Genomic DNA, 17,575 nt, shown 5'->3' with positions numbered 1-17,575 from the left:
ATATGCTCCTTTTTTTCAACTCTCTTTTCTTAGTTTAAACCTTCAAGTAACTTTAAGGTCAATAGAGAATTAAAAAATAGGTGACTTAATTATCGCGTTTGATGCTCATTTGTAATTATACGAGTCCTATAACTTATTGCTTTGTTTTTTCATTATAGGAATTTGAATTTCTGTTACTTGCTCCTCAGGATCTTCTGTTACAGACCAATCAATTAATGCAATCTCAATTGCATCTCCACTTATTTCGTATCCTTCTTGATCAATATATTTCATTAGCTTCTTATATGTTTCATCAGTTTCTTCATATGGCCCATGATGATATACACAGGCAAACATACCTTCTTTAATTTCATCTGAACTCTGTACTTCAAAAGGCATATAATCCAAAAGAATAAATACACTGCTATATGCTTGAAACTCATTTTGCATTAACCCTTTTTTCGCAACAGTTACACCAATATCTCCAGAAAATAAGCTATCATCCATTTGCCTCATATTTTTTTGCAACGAATGAATGTAGTACTCAAACATATCATCCGTCGTATTCGGGGCAACCGCAATAGCTGTTATTTTTCGCTGCGGGATCTCTTTTATTACCATTTGTTCAGCTTTTGCTTTTGTTGCTTCCTTAATTAAATGAATTCTATGCTCCATTTTCGCTAAAGCATACTCAATTTCTCTTTGTTTCTTCAGCATCATCTCTTGTTGTTTTTCCAGTAAATTGAGTGCGTATGCTGGATTTCTTTCATCAATATATTTTTTAATTTCCTTTAATGGAATGTTTAATTGGCGTAAAAACTTAATCGTATCTAATAGTGAAAATTGATCGATTGTATAATAACGATAATTCGTTTGAGGATCAACAATGGACGGATGAAAAATTCCTTTTTCATCATAATACCTTAATGTAGATTCTGCGATATTATGCATTTTTGCCATTTCTCCAATTGTAAAACGTTTATTTAATAACATCTTTTATTTCCTTCCATTTCTATTTATTTCATTATATGTTCATTTTGTCTTCAAAACAAAAAAGAATTCCCATACGAGAATTCTTTTTTTACTATTAAACCTCTATTATTATAGGAAGAATCATCGGCTTTCGTTTTGTATTTGTATATATATACTTCCCTAACGCTTCTCTTACCTCCCTTTTCAAAATACCCCAGCTATTCACATTCTCTTTCTTTAAATTATTAATTGTAATAACAGCTAATTTATTTAATTCTCTTAAAAATTCTTCTGAATCACGAACATAGACAAATCCACGAGAAATAATATCAGGACCTGAAATTATTTCTCCATCCACTTTATTAAAAGTAATAACTATAACGAGCATTCCATCTTCTGAAAGTTGTTTACGATCACGTAATAATGCATTTCCAACATCTCCAATTCCTAATCCATCTACATATATATTTCCTGCCTGTATTCTTCTAGATTGAATTGCCACTTCATTACTAATATCTACAACATCTCCATTACGTACGATAAAGATATTTTCCTTTTCAATACCAATTGATTCTGCTAACAAACTATGGTGATGTAGCATTCTAAACTCTCCATGAATTGGGATAAAATATTTAGGTTTCATTAAAGTGAGCATTAATTTCAATTCTTCTTGATACGCATGACCAGATACATGGACTCCAGTAGAACTACCTGATCCATAAATTACTTTTGCTCCTAAAGCAAATAGATTATCTATAATTCTTGAAACGTTACGTTCATTTCCTGGAATCGGAGTCGCAGCTATAATAACCGTATCTTCTGGTAAAACATCAACTTGTCTATAGTTTCCACTCGCTAAACGCGCTAAAGCTGCCATCGGTTCTCCTTGACTTCCTGTACAAAGTATCGCTACCTGCTTTGGATCTAAACGATTTATCTCACTCGCTTCAATCAACATGCCGTCTGGAATATGTAAATACCCTTTCTCTAGAGCAACTTCTACTACATTTACCATACTTCTCCCGAGCAAAGCCAATTTTCGATTTGTTTTTATGCAAGCTTCAACTATTTGCTGAACACGATTCACATTAGAAGCAAATGTAGAAATAATTACTTTTCTATTTGCTTTCATAAATATTTCCTCTACCCGTTCTCCTACTGACCTTTCTGATGGAGTAAAACCTGGGCGTTCTGCATTTGTGCTTTCAGATAATAAAGCTAGTACACCTTCACTTCCTATTTTAGCCATTTTATGAATATCAGGATGTTGATTATTTACTGGTGTTAAATCAAATTTAAAATCACCTGTATGTACTACAGTACCTTCTGGTGTATGAAAAACAATACCGAGACAATCCGGAATACTGTGGTTCGTTTTAAAAAAGGTTGCCTTAATAGAACCACAATCAATTTCTGATTCTGAATGAATAACGATTAATTCCGTATCATTTTGAAGATTGTGTTCCTTTAATTTAATTTCAATTAAACCTAACGTTAACTTTGTTGCATAGATTGGTACATTTAGTTGTTTTAAAAAATATGGTATTCCGCCAATATGGTCCTCATGCCCGTGCGTTACTACTAAACCGCGAATTTTTTCTTTATTTTCTTGCAAATATGTGACGTCTGGAATTATTAAATCAATCCCTAATAAACTTTCATCTGGAAATTTAGATCCACAATCAATGACGACAATATCATTTTCATATTGGATAGCATACATATTTTTTCCTATTTCATTTACTCCACCTAAAGCAACAATAGACAAGTTATTTTTTAATGAATTCAAATGATAAAACCTCCTTTTCACATTTATAATTCGTGAAATAGCATTTAGGCTTTATTATTTGTAATGAAAAAGGACTTCATACTATTTCATACATATAAAAATTCACACACTATTCTTATATGTATATCTCTAATAACACCGTCTCTCTCTAAAAAAGCTCCCATTTTTTCATTGATTTTTTGCAAAATATATTATATATTAATTACAGGTTCAAATTACAAGTTCAAAAGAACTCGTAATCAGACCCTTTTGTTTAATGGGTTTTACATATTTTCATTAGGCAAATTCCGAGAAATCGTATGATAAAACTAAAAATGATGAGGAGAGGATCAGATGGAATTCGAATTTTTCTTTCAAATTGCACTTATTTTATTAAGTACAAAGCTTGCTGGTGATCTTAGTGTTAGATTAGGTCAACCTTCTGTACTAGGTAAATTAATTGTCGGTATCGTTATCGGTCCAGCTGTATTAGGTTGGATTGAAAATTCAGAGCTTCTAACTCAATTAAGTAATGTCGGGGTTATTCTTCTAATGTTTATGGCTGGACTTGAAACAGACTTAGAAGAATTAAACGCCAATCGTAATTCTTCTTTAGCAGTTGCACTCGGAGGTATTATTCTTCCATTCGTAGGTGGTTACGTTTCCGGCCTTGTTATGGGAATGGAACAAGGAAACGCTGTATTCTTAGGATTACTTCTATGTGCGACAAGTGTTAGTATTTCCGTACAAACACTTCGTGATTTAGGTAAAATGAAAACACGTGAAAGTACGACGATGCTTGGAGCCGCTGTATTTGATGATATTCTTGTTGTTATTTTATTAGCATTCGCAATGAGCTTCTTAGGCACTAATGATGTTAACTTAACAATGGTTATCTTGAAGAAAGTAGTATTCTTCGCTTCTATTATTTTAATTGGATGGAAAGGTGTTCCAGCAATTATGCGTTGGTTGTCACCACTGCGCGTATCTGAGTCTATCGTGAGCGCAGCTCTTATCATCTGTTTCTCATTCGCATATTTCGGCGAACTATTAGGAATTGCTGGTATTATCGGTGCTTTCGCTGCTGGTATTGCAATTTCTCAAACAAACTACAAACATGAAGTAGAAAAGAAAGTAGAACCAATTGCTTACGCTATGTTCGTTCCGGTATTCTTCGTTAGTATCGGTATGAATATTACATTTGACGGTATTGGCAATCAAATTTGGTTCATCTTAGCATTAACAGTAATCGCTGTATTAACGAAACTAATTGGTTGTGGTGTTGGTGCACGCATGACTGGATTTGATGCTAAGTCTTCTGCAATTATCGGTGCTGGAATGGTTTCTCGTGGTGAAGTTGCACTTATCATCGCAGGAACAGGTCTTTCTTCTGGGCTATTGGCACAAGATTACTTTACAGCAATCGTTATTGTCGTTATTTTAACTACAATGATTACACCACCAATGTTAAAATACACGTTTGGTGCAAAAGATAAAGCAATGAAAGCAAGTAAATAAGTTTACTATAATAAAAGGAGATTGCTATTTTATAAGATAGCAATCTCCTTTTTGTTTTATCTTTAAACAATCTCGTTCTTTTTTAACCATTTTCAAAAATAGTTCGTGCTTCTTCATCATCCATATCATTACTAAATGAATACATCATAATGCCGTAATTATCTATATATTCACCTAGCTTCATTTCCTCCACTTTCTTATAAAAATCTTCCACCTCATAGTGCGGAATATAAGCATCCCAAACCGGCTCTTTCATTCTCTTATACGCCGTCACTTCTAAATCATATCCGTCTTCATAAATGTGATAATGTTTGTTCGGATCATATTTATCCATTAAAAGTCCCCTCTACTAAACAAAAGCGAGCCTTATATTAAAGCTCGCTCCTCTCTCTATTTATTAAATACGTTCCATCGCCGTCTTCAACGTTCCAACAACAAAGGCAATTTCTTCACTTGAAATAATAAGCGGCGGTGCTAATGTTAAGACGTTATTATATCCTGCTGTCGTCATACCGTTTCGTCCTATAATAAGCCCTTTTTCTTTACAAGCATTTACGACACTTGCGATTTTGTCGTTATCAATTGGCTCTTTCGTCTCTTTATCATTTACTAATTCAATTCCAACTAATAGACCTTTTCCTCTAATATCCCCAACAAGCGGATGTTCCCCAATTTCATCTTTTAGTTGCTCTAATAAAAGGGAACCCATTTGCGCAGATCGCTCAATTAAATTTTCATTTTCCATAATCTCTAAGTTTTTAAGGGCTAATGCACAAGCTGCTGGATTTCCACCAAATGTATTAATATGTCGGAAGAATTCATACTCTCCCTTCCCTTTAAATGCTTCATATATTTCTTTTTTCACAGCTGTTGCAGATAATGGTAAATATGCGCTCGTAATCCCTTTTGCCATCGTAATAATATCTGGCTTCACATCATAATTCATAAATCCAAATGCTTTTCCTGTACGTCCGAAACCGCAAATTACTTCATCACTAATAAGCAAGGCACCGTGTTTTTGACACGTTTCATGAACAGCTTTCATATAGTCTTGTGGTGGCATTAATATGCCCCCGCCTGTAATAATTGGTTCCATAATAAAAGCGGCAATTGTTTCACTTAATTCCCACGTCATAACACGATCGACTTCTTTCACACATTCTACATCATAAATATGCTGCCCTTCAATTTCAGGCATACGGTAACAATCCGGTGGTGTTACGTGTAAAAAACCTGAAGCAAACGGTTCATATTGATATCTACGCTGCGCTTGTCCCGTCGCTGCCATTGTCGCCATTGTATTCCCGTGATACCCACGATAACGTGACATAAATTTATAACGATGTGGTTCACCTTTTTGCGCATAGTATTGTCTTGCTATTTTAAAAGCTGTTTCGTTCGCTTCTGAACCACTATTTGAGAAGAAAATAACATACTCTCCCCCAAGCCACTCATTTAATTTTTCAGCAAGCTTTATAGCTGGTTCATGAGATTGTGACATTGGAAAGTATGATAATGTTTGTAATTGCTTATAAGCCGCTTCTGCGAGCTCCTTTCTTCCATATCCACTATTCACACACCAAAGACCACTCATACCATCTAAATATCTTTTTCCTTGTATATCTTCAACCCAGCACCCTTCAGCTTTTGCCCCTACCATTGTACTATTTGGACTAAAGGGACGCATTCCGTGCCAAACATATTGCTCATCTTTTGCTAATAATTCATCAGTTTGCTTCGTTTTCATCATTACTTCCACCTTCCATAACAACTTATTTTTCACAAAAGCTGCGCTGGTGCCATGATGACTTAAATTTCTCCCTGCTATTTTCATTCCACAAAATTAAGACAAATCCTACTTACAAATCAGTAATATTTACAAGAAAATGACAAAAGAAAAAAGAGCTTTTCTTATCTATCGAAAAGCTCCTCTTTTATTTAATGTGAAGACGCATCACTAATACCGTGACCAGTATTAGATTTCACAAGAATTTCATCAAATTTCGCTGCATCTTCTTTCTTACTAGATAAAACAGTTCCTAAATATGCTGCAAGAAATCCGAGCGGAATTGAAATAATTCCTGGTGTCGTATATGGGAATATCGCTTCCCCAACAAAAATAGCTTTTCCAGCTACAGGGTTCCAAACATTCGGACTCAACGCTACGAGAACAATTGCTGATACGAGCCCTACAATCATACCGGAAATAGCACCCGTTGTATTAAAACGCTTCCAATATATTGTAAATAAAATCACTGGTAGATTTGCACTCGCTGCAACTGCAAATGCTAATGATACTAAAAATGCTACGTTTAATGTTTGGGCAAATAATGCAAGTATGATAGATAATATCGCTACTCCAATAGATGCATACCGAGCCATAGATACTTGCTCTTTTTCCGATGATTTCCCTTTGCGAATGATCTCATTATAAAAATCATGAGCGAATGCTGATGCTGCCGTTAATACGAGACCTGCCACTACAGCCAAAATTGTTGCAAAAGCAATTGCTGATACGAAAGCAAATAAGAAGTCTCCACCTAACGCTTTGGCTAATAAAGGTGCTGCCATATTACCCGCTGGGTTCGCTTTAATAATCGCTTCATTTCCTACAAACGCTGCCGCACCAAATCCTAAGAAAATCGTCATAATATAAAATGCACCAATTAACCATGTCGCATATACGACAGATTGACGTGCAGTTTTTGCATCACGTACTGTAAAAAAGCGGACAAGTATATGTGGTAATCCAGCTGTACCAAGTACTAGTCCTAAATTTAAAGAAAGTGTATCAAGGCCATCCTTATACTTTACACCTGGATTTAAAAATGAATCTTTTAATGGTGTAGCTGTTTTCATTTGGGCAAACATTTCAGTCACGCTGAAGTTGAATTTTGCGAAAACGATAACAGAAATAATAAACGTACCAGCCATAAGTAATACAGCCTTTACAATTTGTACCCAGCTCGTTGCTGTCATACCACCAAAAATAACATACACCGTCATAAGTGTTCCAACGATTAATACAGATGTCGTATATTCAATCCCTAATAATAATTTAATAAGTGCACCCGCGCCAACTAATTGTGCAATCATATAAAAGATAGAAATCGTCATCGTATTAAGAGCTGCAACTCCGCGAACTTTTTTCGCGTCAAAGCGTGCTGCAATCATATCCGCCAAAGTGTACTTTCCTAAATTTCTAAGCGGTTCTGCAACAAGATATAGTACAACTAAATAAGCAACTAAAAAACCGATACTATAAAAGAATCCATCAAACCCAGTTAATGCGATTGCTCCAGCTATACCGAGAAATGAAGCAGCAGACATGTAATCTCCAGCAATGGCCAGACCATTTTGCCAACCAGTTAATCCCCCTCCAGCCGTATAAAATTCACTCGCATTTTTCGTTTTTTTCGATGCAAAATAGGTTATGACGAGCGTACCAAGAACAATAATTAAAAATAGTGCAAATGCAGTAGTATTCAAGTTCAGCCCCTCCCTTTTTGCATATCTTGCAAAATTTTTCGGGAGATTTCATCAAATGATTCTGCTTTTTTGCTATAAATCATACATAGTGCCCATGTCATAATAAATTGGGAAAAAGCAAATACCCACGCCCATGTAACGTCTCCAAATGCAGGTGTATTAAGCACCTTTGAATACGATGTTAGAATAGGTAATGCGATAAAAAAACTAAAAAAGAAAATACTCATTGGAATGATAAACTTCTTTTTCGTATTTAATAACAATTGAAATTCTTCCGACTGAACGACCTCTGTATAATTCACCTCATTTTGCAACTTACGTGCTGACGTATCGTCTCGTTTCATTAACCGATCTCCTCTCTTACTTAAAATACACTTACCCCTTGCATACCTAAAGACTAAATTTTATAAATATTCAGAAACTTATATTCATTTTAGACAATCCATGCATTCATGCAAAGATTTTTTGATAGACATTTTTCGGCAATTTCCCCTAAATTTTTAATATACTTTTTCAAAATAAAGTGACACCTTACTTATTTATCCTCATTAAGACAAAAGCAGTGCTTAACGCACTACTTTTGTCTTTTTTTCCTTTTCTAAATTACGAGCCGTTTCGCTTAACTCAACATCTTTTCCGTCTTTAAGTGTTCCAAATATAAAATCGAATACTGGATTTGAAACACCAAACCAAAACTTTTCGTTTTTATAATGGTGTAATATATGTTGTTTTTTTAGCCATCTTCCAAACTTAGTGACGGGACGAATCGGTCTATGAGCAATATAATGTTTCCATTCGTAAACGAGCAGCATAATAATCATTCCGATTCCAAATGAAAGTGCAATAGTAACACTTTTTGTAATACCATATGCTATAAGTAAATATATAGTAAAACTAGGTATACTAAACCATACAGGTAAAAACAAAAGTTTTAAATCATCTGGATATACGTGGTGATCATAATGCAATCTTCTTAACATTTTTAATAGAAATGTGTTTTTAGGTGGCTTTATATGGAATAAAAAACGATGTGTCATATATTCATTAAGTGTATAGAAAACAATCCCAAACACACATGCTAACATGCCAAACCACGTAAAAAATTGCATTTTTAAAATAATAATGAAAATAAATAGAATGCTATACATAATAACAATATCATGTTGTAAAAAGAACTCTTTCCCCACTTTCTTCATCTTGTTTCCCCCTTTTCCAAAAAAACAGCCGCAACATATCGTTACGACTATTTCTTTTCTATTCTTATTCTATTCACTTTACAAATTTGCCTGTTGTTCTATTGCCGAGAAAAAATTGTTTGATCCAAATATATTTTGCTTCGGAATAATATGTTCCACTGCAAACACTGTTACTTCTCCTCTTTGCACTTCTCCAATAATGAGCCCAAATATTTCATGATTTACTGCAAACGTCGGTTGCTTTGTTTGTAACAATCTTGCAGCATTATGAAATACCGCTTCATATAGTGGATTTCTATCAGTAATTTCTTTTCGGATTTTTGGCGCTAACGTAATTATAATTTCTTTTCCGTCAATAGTGGTTCGATACATAAAAATCTCCCCTTCAATCTTATGTGAACAACTGTAAAGCTTTGTATGCAAAATGTATAGAGTAACCTACTAAAATAATACCTGCTCCGGCTGTTATGTAGCCAAGCGCTTTTGGTTTTAATAAAGTTCTTCCAAAATGTACAGAAAAAGCAATATTTAAATTCCATAAAATAATACCAACAATAATGCAAAGACTGTACAAAAAAGCTTCTTGTTTCGTTACCTTCGTAAGTAATGAGCTAAGTGTACTTCCGTATATACCAAACCAAAAAACAAGATTTAATGGATTGGATATCGCAATTAAAAATCCTGCCATAAACGATTGCTTAAGGCCACCTACCTCTTCTTTTTTATATTCCATATTCGATTCGAAAATTCCTTGTTTTACACTTTGAAATCCTAAATAAAATAACAAGAAAAAACCCGTGCAATACATGAAGGCTTGTACATATGTATACATAAACACAGAAGATAAACCGAAATAAATGAGAAGCATAAATAAAACATCTGCAGTCATTCCACCAATTCCAACAACCCAAGCGTGCCAAAAACCACGTTCAATTCCTCGTTTTAACATTTCAATATTAATCGGCCCTACTGGCGCAGCTAATGATATACCTAATACGATTTGCTGTATAATTGCTCCAATCATCGCTCTATCCTTTCTACTCTCTTTACTACTAGTTAATGATGTAATTTTAAAAAATAGACTAGCTTTCATAATAAAATACCCTTTTTTATCCAAAATATACAAAAGAGCCATCTAGATGATGGCTCTTACTTTTCTATCCTATGAAGAAAAGGACATTTCCCTTTTATTGGCTCTACATCGTCTCCTATGAAATATTGTTTCCATTCACGATGCTCTGGGTCACCATAATGACTAATGTTAGGATGTTTCGGCAATTGATCCCACTTTTCAACTCGCTCACGGACCATTTGTCTTGAATATGCTCCTTTAGGACGATCTCCCTCTAATCCATCAAAAATAGTGCGTGGCTGAAACCCAATAACGAGAGAATTCCCTAAATGTCTAGTTTTTCGTTGTTTATAAGCTGGCGCATTTCCAAATGCGAATATTGGCTCACCACCAAATGAAAATTCCCATAAATAATGGTCTGGGTCTTCAGGAATTTGCTTTGGCCATGCTTGATTATCGTTTTCATGTAAATACTGTAACACTTTCCAAAAAGAATCACGGTAATATTCGAGTGATTGTTCTTCACATTCCGGTTCTACAAAAAGGAAAAAGCCCCTTCTTACAATCGGTCTCTCTTTCATTAACTCTAAAAAAGATAACATTGTATGCGGCAAATGACTCCAATCATTATGAGAAAGAAATGAATAACGAAGTTCATTCTTTTTCAAAGCTGTTAAACCGAAATAACATGGAAAAGTTGGTTCTAACACAACATTTGAAAAAATCTCAAATTCTTTTGCAACCCAATCCGGTATGTCGGTTCTCGTTCTCATTCCTTCATTATCTAATAAGTAAGACTTATTCATTCTTTCACCTCATTATGTATAGCATTCAATTAAGAATATTACATACTCGGCCTGTCCTATACCTATTTAAAAATTTGACTGGAAAATTATTTAAAAATACAAAAAAATAAAATCGCTTACTTGACTAAATTCTCCCAATTCGTGTATATTTAAATTAATCATTTAGCAGAATATTCAAGAATATAGCATTTTTAGTTTATATTATTTTTTTAATGAATTTCACTAAATGAAAATAGTAAACGCTTTTAGGAGGAATTGTAACATGCAAGGAAAAGTAAAATGGTTTAACAACGAAAAAGGTTTTGGATTTATCGAAATGGAAGGCGCTGACGATGTATTCGTACATTTCTCTGCTATTCAAGGAGACGGCTACAAAGCTTTAGAAGAAGGTCAAGAAGTATCTTTCGACATTACTGAAGGTAACCGCGGACCTCAAGCTGCTAACGTAGTAAAACTTTAATCCAACATATAACAGGAGGTTGCCTTACTTGGTAACCTCCTTTGTTATTCCTTTGTATATTTCCGTTTTACAGAGCAAAAACTATGTGAAATGCGCACTATACAAAGGAGGAATTATTAATGGGATCAGAAGTAAATGATTTTGAAGAAGTGAAATTCCGTGTAGAAACAGCACAAAAAATGGTAGGATCAGCAACAATTTCAATGGATCCAGATACATTAGAGCATGCTACTACTGCTGTAGAAGCAGCTCGCTCTCAGCTTGAAATTATGAAATCAGTTGCAACTGATTTAGATGAGCCATTTTTAATGAATGAGGAAAAGAAATTAAATAAATGTGAGCATCAACTAAACGAAGCAAGACACTAAAAAACATCCAGAGAATTTTCTCTGGATGTTTTTTCATGACAACTGTTCTCCATACTTTTTCAATGTTTCTCCAACTGTACATTGCCGTATACAAAATGAATGGGCATAATATTTACTATTTGTCTTTCGATTATGTTCTCGCAAGAAACATCCTTCACAATACGTTTCTAATAAGTCATTTACCTCTGTAATGAGTTGCTTTTTATCCACCTTTGCACCTCTCTATTCAGTTATTTCTTTATGACTATCAATAACTGTTCCTTCCAATGCTTGCGTAGCTAATTGATGTGCTTCTTTATTTTGTTTTCTAGATATTGGTTCACATATAAGTTTTAATTTCATTTGCTTCGCCTTTTGTTCAATTTGATCTAAATAATGGTTTAAATGCTCATCATAACAAGGCCATTCTCGGGCTAATTGCTGCAGTACAACTTGAGAATCACCGTGAAGTGTGACTGCTTCATACTTAATCCCTAATTCCTCGAGTATATTCATACCGTATAGTAACGATGCATATTCCGCTTCATTATTATCATATATACCTTCTATATATGCATTGCGGCGAATCCGGTAGTTTGTATTTCCTTTTTTATAATACACACATATACCAACGCCAGCTTCTTTCGTTTGCACATCATACCCCCCATCAAAATAAACGAGTATTTCTTGGGGATCTTCCTCTACTTGCTTACTTAACTTTTTCATCTCTTTTAATGACCATTCTGCGTCCATTTCATCATAAAATGAAATTTCTTTTACTCTTCCTGTTTTCTCAAAATCCTCTGCAAATTGAAGTACTTCTTCTATGTTCATATACTCTGTCGTTAATTCCGTCTGCAATCCGCGCTTCGTTTTATACAACCAATGAATTTTATATTTCATACTACATTCCCCTTATGTAAGACTTCTTATTTATCCGGCTAATTGAAGCCTCACTTTATTTTATTATATTTTATCAAGAGTCACAGTATTATATTCAATATAATCACATACAAAAAGAGCCATCCTATATAAGGAATAGCTCTTTCATCTATTACATAAATCTTTCAAATTGTACTCGCTTATTAATCCAGTACATTACAGGCATACCGATCGCCATTACTACGAATTCACCTGCTGCACATGTTAACCAAGTCCACATAAATGGTAGGTCAAATGCAAGATGAAGTTCAATTGCAATCATAAACATTGTAATCGTAAAGATAACTGTATTAAAAATCATACGAGCCCAAACACCTTTAATAAATCGCATAGAAATAATCGTTGCAACTAATGCAAGAATAGATTGCCCTACTCCAAATACTAAATCATAAGCGATCATAGGTGAGAAAAAGAGATTCGTTAAAAATACACCTAATACAATTCCGTAAATTGCTTTCTTGTTAAATACAACGAGATGATTAAACATCTCTGAAATACGAAACTGTACATTCGTAAAGCCAAATGGCTGAATAAGCATAGAAACAGCAATATATAATGCCGCTAAAATACCATTACCGACTAACGTTCTAATATTCATGACAAAATCTCCTTAGTTTTTTTACGTGGGATGGTTTCGAACCACGTTATTCTTTTTTTTAGCAACAAGATTATATTTTACGTGGTAGCCCCTCTTTCGTCAATAGATTTCCTATCATAAACTACCTTTTTCCTTTTAGACAACGTATAATGAAACATATGAAAGATTTAGGAGGTTTCACTTCATGACAGCAACAATTCAAAATGAAAAAGTGATCGTTTCCATTTCTGACAAAGGTGCAGAATTACAGAGCGTTCGCTTAAAAGAAGACAACATAGAATATTTATGGCAAGGTGATTCTACTTATTGGGGACGCCGTGCACCAATTTTGTTCCCAATTGTCGGTCGATTAGTAGATAATACATACTACGTAGACGGTAAACCATATTCATTAACACAACACGGTTTCGCTCGTGATCTTACTTTCTCTGTGAAAGAACAAAGCGAAACAAAGATCACTTATATCGTTACTAGTAATGAAGAAACATTAAAAAAATACCCATACGAATTCGAATTACTCGTTTCTTATGAGCTAGATGGACAAAGTGTTCATGTAACATATGAAGTAAACAATCCTACTTCTAAAGAAATGTTCTTCTCAATCGGCGCACATCCTGGATTCAACTTCCCTTTATTGGACGGTGAATCATTTACAGATTATCACTTATCGTTTAATGGTTCGGAACGCTTAGAAACAAGCGTATTAGAAGGACCTTATCTTTCAAACAAAAAGCAATTAATCGCTGAAAATACGACTGAATTGCCACTTACATACGATTTATTCAAAAATGATGCACTTATTTTTGAACATATGAATACGAATGAAATTTCGATTCGTTCTCATAAACATAATAAATTTGTAAAAGTAGAATTTGATGGATTTCCATTTGTCGGCGTATGGACACCAGGGGATAACGCACCTTTCTTATGTATTGAACCTTGGTATGGAATCGCTGATGAAGTAAATCCAGCAAAAGATTTCAAGGACAAAAAGGGAATTCAATCTTTACAAGCGAATGAAACATTTACATGTCGTTACAGCATCACAATCGGATAACTACCCTATCCCCTACTTCAAAAAAATATTTAAGTAGGGGATAATCTTATAATTTGGAGGTTTCTCATTTTGATTGAAGTATATATTGATGGTGCATCAAAAGGAAATCCTGGTCCTTCTGGTGCAGGAGTGTTTATTAAAGGCGTTCAGCCGCCTGTACAATTATCAGTACCACTTGGAACAATGTCCAATCATGAAGCAGAATACCGCGCTTTACTTCTAGCATTAAAATATTGCATCGAGCATAATTATAGCACTGTCTCTTTTCGTACAGATTCCCAGCTTGTCGAACGGGCTGTTGAAAAAGAATACGCAAAAAATAAAATATTTGCACCTCTTTTAGATGAAGCACTGCAGTACATAAAAAACTTCGATCTCTTTTTTATTAAGTGGATTCCAAGTAGTCAAAATAAAGTAGCTGATGAATTAGCTAGAAAAGCTATCTTACAAAATTAACGGGGGTATGAGTGTGAAAAGAGAGTGGATTGCTCCTCTTGCTTTATTATTTGTCTCTTTTATTTGGGGAGCTACGTTTGTTGTCGTTCAAAACGCTATGTCTTTCGTTGGTCCATTTACGTTTAATGGTATTCGCTTTTTATTCGCTGGAATTATTTTATTATTCGTTCAAATTATTTTCTCACAGAAAACTTCAAAACAAGAATTAAAACATAGTAGTTTAGCCGGATTAATAGTTGGGTTCTTCTTATTTGTCGGTTATTTATTGCAAACATTTGGCTTACTCTATACAACATCTTCAAAAGCAGGTTTCTTAACTGGGCTAAGCATTGTTATGGTCCCAATCTTATCCTTTATCTTTTTAAAACAAAAAGCTACCATTTTCATCGTACTTGGTATTGTTGTAGCTACAACAGGTTTATACTTATTAACAGCTGCTGATTCTTTCCAATTAAATATAGGAGATATACTTGTTCTCGGTTGTGCAGTCGCTTTCGCTGCCCATATTCTTATTAACGGCTTCTTTTCTAAGAAAATATCACCTTTATTATTAAGCACATCTCAAGTATTAGCTGTTGGTATATTTTCTTCTATTTGCGCTTTTTTGTTTGAAGATTGGGAAAAGTTATTTTCAGTATCACTATGGACGAATCAATCCTTTTTATTCGCACTCTTTCTAACTGCCCTGTTTGCAACATCTATTGCTTTTTTCATTCAAACATCGGCACAAAAACACACTTCTCCAACGAGGGTAGCAATTATTTTCGCAATGGAGCCCGTTTTTGCTGCATTAACAGGCGTTCTCGTTGCAAATGAACAACTTTCTATTTCTGCTATTATCGGATGTCTATGTATTTTTCTAGGCATGATTTTTGTTGAATTACCTTCCAAAACAAAAAAAGAAGCGCAGGCTGCGTGAAGTTACGCTTGTAACTTCCGCATAAAAGCCTTAGCGCTTTTTTTATCTGTAATTTCTTCCTCTTTCAATCGTTCTAATAACGCAACGAAATAACTACCATCAAACTGCAATTGATGTTTAATTGTCGCTTCTATTGCTGCGTTCACAATCCCATCAGACGCACCAGTATATCCTTGTCCAAACATAATAAACCCTTGTGCTTCCTCTGATAATTTAAATCCTTTCGTATGTAAGAATGAAAGATAATCTTCTACTGTTTGCATGTTATTCCCACCTACTCAAAAATTCTCCATCTCCTATCATACATGTTTTTACACGCTATGAGAATGAAATTTCTTTGACAACTTTGTAAATCAATCTTCTCCTTCTCTTACAATGGAGGATTTTCTAATAATCTGAAGGAATATGTACAGTGGAACTTATTTCATATTAAAGGGGAGACACGATGAAACAAGCACTATTAATTATCGACGCTCAGCAAGAATTAATTGATGGAAATGAGCAAGAAAATGAAGTTTTTCGTAAAACCGAGCTATTATCTACACTAAATATAGCCCTCCAGAAAGCAATAGATTCAAATGCTCTTATTGTTTTCGTAAGAGATATCGATGTTGCTTCTGGTAGTGGCGAAGGATTTGAAGTACATAATCAAATTCAAGTACCCCAGTCTGCAATCTTTATTAATAAAGCAGCAACCAATTCATTCTACGGTACTTCTTTACTTGAACTTTTAAAAGAAGAAAACATTAATCATATTGTTATAGGCGGATGTAAAACAGAACATTGCATTGACACTGCCGTTAGGACAGCAACTGTACAAGGATTTGACGTTACATTAATTAAAAACGGTCATTCAACAACTGATTCTAACGTATTGTCTGCAGAACAAATTATTGGTCATCACAATAAAACTTTACACGGTCATTATAACGTTGATCATTTTTCTATGGTGCGAGATATCGAGGAAGACCTCTTTCAGCCAACTCATGACCAATATCGTGATTAAATTGGCTCAAAAAAGAATCCTTCATTTAAAAGGGTTCTTTTTTATCCAAAAATTTGCGCTGCAATACTATATAGTTCACTATTTCTTTTTATTAACCGATTACTATTTTCCATCATAATTGGCGGTATATTCACCTTTTTAAAACCAGCAATCTCTAATTCTTTCATGAAATCGTTCTTTCCTTCTAGTACATCAATTCTTAATTTACCATTATGCCCTCTTGCTAAATCATGTACTATTCTCATTGCCATCTCATCATTTTTAGCAACAACCGGCCCTATTATCTTATTTTCTGGTGTTTGTATGCTTAAACCGTAACCTAATACATTTTGTTCCTTGTCCCTTACAACGATACACTGTTCACTTTGCATAATTCTTTTCTTTAAAAACTCTTTTCTATTTGTTCCAAACGCATATTCATCTATTTTTATTATTTTTTCTAAATCACCCTCTTCATAATTCATCACATAATCTTCATTTCTTACACAATAATCTTTCGCATTGTATGAGTTACATATGTATTTAGAAACATAACTTACTGCCCTAAATCCTAACTTTTCATATAAAGGTTTCCCTTCATCCGTAGCAATCAGCATAATTGGAGTATGAGCTGATACGCTTTTAACGCACGCTTCCGTTATTATCTTTCCAATCCCTCTCCCCTTATAATCTGGATGTACAATCACCATTCCGATAGACGCTAATTTCTCCCCATATAATATTATTGCCGCGCTAGCAATAAGTTCCTTTCTCTCATTCCATACGCCGTATACAATACCTGAGTTAAAAATTGTTTCAACTTCTTCTCTGTTATAATCCCAGCCAATATAAGAAGATAATGCTACAATATCGCCTATTTGTTCTTCCCTAAGACGCTCCAACCTAATTTCTAATTCAATCATACTCCATCCCCTTATCTAGACATTTAAATCATTATTACGAAATCAACTTGTACATGTTTCGCTTTATTTGTCACACACATATGTTATT

The 17,575-nt window shown here is 34.3% G+C and carries 21 protein-coding genes, 1 pseudogene and 1 riboswitch; of the genes and pseudogenes, 7 read left to right on the top strand and 15 right to left on the bottom strand.

Annotated elements, in window-relative coordinates:
• Positions 1-126: 126 nt before the first annotated feature.
• Together ES895_RS05885 and ES895_RS05880 are read right to left on the bottom strand one after the other, a co-directional pair.
• Positions 127-972 carry a MerR family transcriptional regulator gene (locus ES895_RS05885; RefSeq protein WP_000925910.1) on the bottom strand — a complete coding sequence of 282 codons (846 nt, stop codon included), beginning with the start codon at positions 970-972 and terminating at the stop codon, positions 127-129.
• Between the two features lie 94 nt (positions 973-1,066).
• Positions 1,067-2,740, bottom strand: coding sequence for a ribonuclease J (locus ES895_RS05880; protein WP_001086703.1), 1,674 nt, complete (start codon positions 2,738-2,740; stop codon positions 1,067-1,069).
• Between the two features lie 333 nt (positions 2,741-3,073).
• On the opposite strand from ES895_RS05880, the gene ES895_RS05875 reads away from it, so the two are divergent.
• Entirely contained in the window at positions 3,074-4,237 is a 1,164-nt protein-coding gene (locus ES895_RS05875; protein ID WP_135238190.1) for a cation:proton antiporter, read from the top strand.
• A gap of 62 nt (positions 4,238-4,299) precedes the next feature.
• Here the strand turns inward: ES895_RS05875 and ES895_RS05870 are convergent.
• The 8 genes and pseudogenes from ES895_RS05870 to ES895_RS05835 all read right to left on the bottom strand — a co-directional run bounded on the left by ES895_RS05870 (position 4,300) and on the right by ES895_RS05835 (position 10,800).
• Positions 4,300-4,571 (bottom strand): annotated as a pseudogene (locus ES895_RS05870) (DUF3986 family protein).
• A 63-nt stretch (positions 4,572-4,634) separates the two neighbouring features.
• Positions 4,635-5,984 carry an aspartate aminotransferase family protein gene (locus ES895_RS05865; RefSeq protein ID WP_000850959.1) on the bottom strand — a complete coding sequence of 450 codons (1,350 nt, stop codon included), beginning with the start codon at positions 5,982-5,984 and terminating at the stop codon, positions 4,635-4,637.
• 191 nt (positions 5,985-6,175) lie between these two features.
• Positions 6,176-7,726, bottom strand: coding sequence for a solute symporter family protein (locus ES895_RS05860; RefSeq protein WP_001098233.1), 1,551 nt, complete (start codon positions 7,724-7,726; stop codon positions 6,176-6,178).
• Positions 7,727-7,728: 2 nt separating this feature from the next.
• Positions 7,729-8,070: a DUF485 domain-containing protein gene (locus ES895_RS05855; protein ID WP_000817366.1), complete on the bottom strand. Its 342-nt coding sequence runs from the start codon at positions 8,068-8,070 to the stop codon at positions 7,729-7,731.
• Between the two features lie 222 nt (positions 8,071-8,292).
• The gene (locus tag ES895_RS05850; RefSeq protein ID WP_000755400.1) at positions 8,293-8,922 is read right to left on the bottom strand and encodes a sterol desaturase family protein; all 630 of its coding nucleotides are present in this window, start codon (positions 8,920-8,922) and stop codon (positions 8,293-8,295) included.
• A gap of 78 nt (positions 8,923-9,000) precedes the next feature.
• A complete protein-coding gene (locus ES895_RS05845) occupies positions 9,001-9,294 on the bottom strand; it encodes a hypothetical protein (RefSeq protein ID WP_000286362.1) in 294 nt (97 codons plus the stop codon).
• 19 nt (positions 9,295-9,313) lie between these two features.
• A complete protein-coding gene (locus ES895_RS05840) occupies positions 9,314-10,057 on the bottom strand; it encodes a LysE family transporter (protein WP_001196839.1) in 744 nt (247 codons plus the stop codon).
• A gap of 14 nt (positions 10,058-10,071) precedes the next feature.
• The gene (locus tag ES895_RS05835; RefSeq protein ID WP_001043769.1) at positions 10,072-10,800 is read right to left on the bottom strand and encodes a YqcI/YcgG family protein; all 729 of its coding nucleotides are present in this window, start codon (positions 10,798-10,800) and stop codon (positions 10,072-10,074) included.
• A gap of 262 nt (positions 10,801-11,062) precedes the next feature.
• Between ES895_RS05835 and cspB the strand changes: the two genes are divergently transcribed.
• Together cspB and ES895_RS05825 are read left to right on the top strand one after the other, a co-directional pair.
• On the top strand, positions 11,063-11,260 hold the full coding sequence (gene cspB / locus ES895_RS05830) for a cold shock-like protein CspB (protein WP_001161731.1): 198 nt from the start codon (positions 11,063-11,065) through the stop codon (positions 11,258-11,260).
• Positions 11,261-11,379: 119 nt separating this feature from the next.
• The gene (locus ES895_RS05825; RefSeq protein ID WP_000534392.1) at positions 11,380-11,628 is read left to right on the top strand and encodes a DUF2564 family protein; all 249 of its coding nucleotides are present in this window, start codon (positions 11,380-11,382) and stop codon (positions 11,626-11,628) included.
• A gap of 33 nt (positions 11,629-11,661) precedes the next feature.
• On the opposite strand, the gene ES895_RS05820 is transcribed toward ES895_RS05825, so the two are convergent.
• From ES895_RS05820 to ES895_RS05810, 3 genes are all read right to left on the bottom strand, one after another.
• On the bottom strand, positions 11,662-11,838 hold the full coding sequence (locus tag ES895_RS05820; RefSeq protein WP_000358801.1) for a zinc-finger domain-containing protein: 177 nt from the start codon (positions 11,836-11,838) through the stop codon (positions 11,662-11,664).
• Positions 11,839-11,850: 12 nt separating this feature from the next.
• The gene (locus ES895_RS05815) at positions 11,851-12,510 is read right to left on the bottom strand and encodes a ribonuclease H family protein (RefSeq protein WP_135238189.1); all 660 of its coding nucleotides are present in this window, start codon (positions 12,508-12,510) and stop codon (positions 11,851-11,853) included.
• A gap of 151 nt (positions 12,511-12,661) precedes the next feature.
• The gene (locus tag ES895_RS05810; RefSeq protein WP_001026471.1) at positions 12,662-13,147 is read right to left on the bottom strand and encodes a QueT transporter family protein; all 486 of its coding nucleotides are present in this window, start codon (positions 13,145-13,147) and stop codon (positions 12,662-12,664) included.
• A gap of 6 nt (positions 13,148-13,153) precedes the next feature.
• Positions 13,154-13,198: riboswitch (PreQ1 riboswitch) on the bottom strand.
• Positions 13,199-13,331: 133 nt separating this feature from the next.
• On the opposite strand from ES895_RS05810, the gene ES895_RS05805 reads away from it, so the two are divergent.
• The 3 genes from ES895_RS05805 to ES895_RS05795 all read left to right on the top strand — a co-directional run bounded on the left by ES895_RS05805 (position 13,332) and on the right by ES895_RS05795 (position 15,579).
• Positions 13,332-14,204, top strand: coding sequence for an aldose 1-epimerase family protein (locus tag ES895_RS05805; protein WP_000127397.1), 873 nt, complete (start codon positions 13,332-13,334; stop codon positions 14,202-14,204).
• 69 nt (positions 14,205-14,273) lie between these two features.
• On the top strand, positions 14,274-14,660 hold the full coding sequence (locus tag ES895_RS05800) for a reverse transcriptase-like protein (protein ID WP_000573880.1): 387 nt from the start codon (positions 14,274-14,276) through the stop codon (positions 14,658-14,660).
• 13 nt (positions 14,661-14,673) lie between these two features.
• Positions 14,674-15,579: a DMT family transporter gene (locus ES895_RS05795; RefSeq protein ID WP_000818085.1), complete on the top strand. Its 906-nt coding sequence runs from the start codon at positions 14,674-14,676 to the stop codon at positions 15,577-15,579.
• Positions 15,580-15,581: 2 nt separating this feature from the next.
• On the opposite strand, the gene ES895_RS05790 is transcribed toward ES895_RS05795, so the two are convergent.
• Complete coding sequence (locus ES895_RS05790; protein ID WP_001195212.1) at positions 15,582-15,842, bottom strand: DUF6123 family protein; 261 nt, start codon at positions 15,840-15,842, stop codon at positions 15,582-15,584.
• A gap of 182 nt (positions 15,843-16,024) precedes the next feature.
• Between ES895_RS05790 and ES895_RS05785 the strand changes: the two genes are divergently transcribed.
• A complete protein-coding gene (locus ES895_RS05785) occupies positions 16,025-16,585 on the top strand; it encodes a cysteine hydrolase family protein (protein WP_000806320.1) in 561 nt (186 codons plus the stop codon).
• Positions 16,586-16,626: 41 nt separating this feature from the next.
• Here the strand turns inward: ES895_RS05785 and ES895_RS05780 are convergent, their stop codons facing one another.
• On the bottom strand, positions 16,627-17,487 hold the full coding sequence (locus ES895_RS05780) for a GNAT family N-acetyltransferase (RefSeq protein WP_135238188.1): 861 nt from the start codon (positions 17,485-17,487) through the stop codon (positions 16,627-16,629).
• Between the last annotated feature and the right edge of the window lie 88 nt (positions 17,488-17,575).

This window comes from Bacillus sp. 007/AIA-02/001 (genome assembly GCF_004634455.1).
In the GTDB taxonomy this organism is placed as follows: Bacteria; Bacillota; Bacilli; order Bacillales; family Bacillaceae_G; genus Bacillus_A; species Bacillus_A cereus.
The sequence above is the reverse complement of the archived record's forward strand: the minus strand, read 5'-3'. Positions and strand labels throughout refer to the sequence as shown.

Coding starts and splice junctions, on each gene's coding strand:
- ES895_RS05885 (WP_000925910.1), bottom strand. CDS start 972: ATGTTATTAAATAAACGTTTTACAATTGGAGAAATGGCAAAAATGCAT.
- ES895_RS05875 (WP_135238190.1), top strand. CDS start 3,074: ATGGAATTCGAATTTTTCTTTCAAATTGCACTTATTTTATTAAGTACA.
- ES895_RS05865 (WP_000850959.1), bottom strand. CDS start 5,984: ATGAAAACGAAGCAAACTGATGAATTATTAGCAAAAGATGAGCAATAT.
- ES895_RS05855 (WP_000817366.1), bottom strand. CDS start 8,070: ATGAAACGAGACGATACGTCAGCACGTAAGTTGCAAAATGAGGTGAAT.
- ES895_RS05850 (WP_000755400.1), bottom strand. CDS start 8,922: ATGAAGAAAGTGGGGAAAGAGTTCTTTTTACAACATGATATTGTTATT.
- ES895_RS05845 (WP_000286362.1), bottom strand. CDS start 9,294: ATGTATCGAACCACTATTGACGGAAAAGAAATTATAATTACGTTAGCG.
- ES895_RS05840 (WP_001196839.1), bottom strand. CDS start 10,057: ATGGCTCTTTTGTATATTTTGGATAAAAAAGGGTATTTTATTATGAAA.
- ES895_RS05835 (WP_001043769.1), bottom strand. CDS start 10,800: ATGAATAAGTCTTACTTATTAGATAATGAAGGAATGAGAACGAGAACC.
- cspB (WP_001161731.1), top strand. CDS start 11,063: ATGCAAGGAAAAGTAAAATGGTTTAACAACGAAAAAGGTTTTGGATTT.
- ES895_RS05825 (WP_000534392.1), top strand. CDS start 11,380: ATGGGATCAGAAGTAAATGATTTTGAAGAAGTGAAATTCCGTGTAGAA.
- ES895_RS05815 (WP_135238189.1), bottom strand. CDS start 12,510: ATGAAATATAAAATTCATTGGTTGTATAAAACGAAGCGCGGATTGCAG.
- ES895_RS05810 (WP_001026471.1), bottom strand. CDS start 13,147: ATGAATATTAGAACGTTAGTCGGTAATGGTATTTTAGCGGCATTATAT.
- ES895_RS05805 (WP_000127397.1), top strand. CDS start 13,332: ATGACAGCAACAATTCAAAATGAAAAAGTGATCGTTTCCATTTCTGAC.
- ES895_RS05790 (WP_001195212.1), bottom strand. CDS start 15,842: ATGCAAACAGTAGAAGATTATCTTTCATTCTTACATACGAAAGGATTT.
- ES895_RS05785 (WP_000806320.1), top strand. CDS start 16,025: ATGAAACAAGCACTATTAATTATCGACGCTCAGCAAGAATTAATTGAT.
- ES895_RS05780 (WP_135238188.1), bottom strand. CDS start 17,487: ATGATTGAATTAGAAATTAGGTTGGAGCGTCTTAGGGAAGAACAAATA.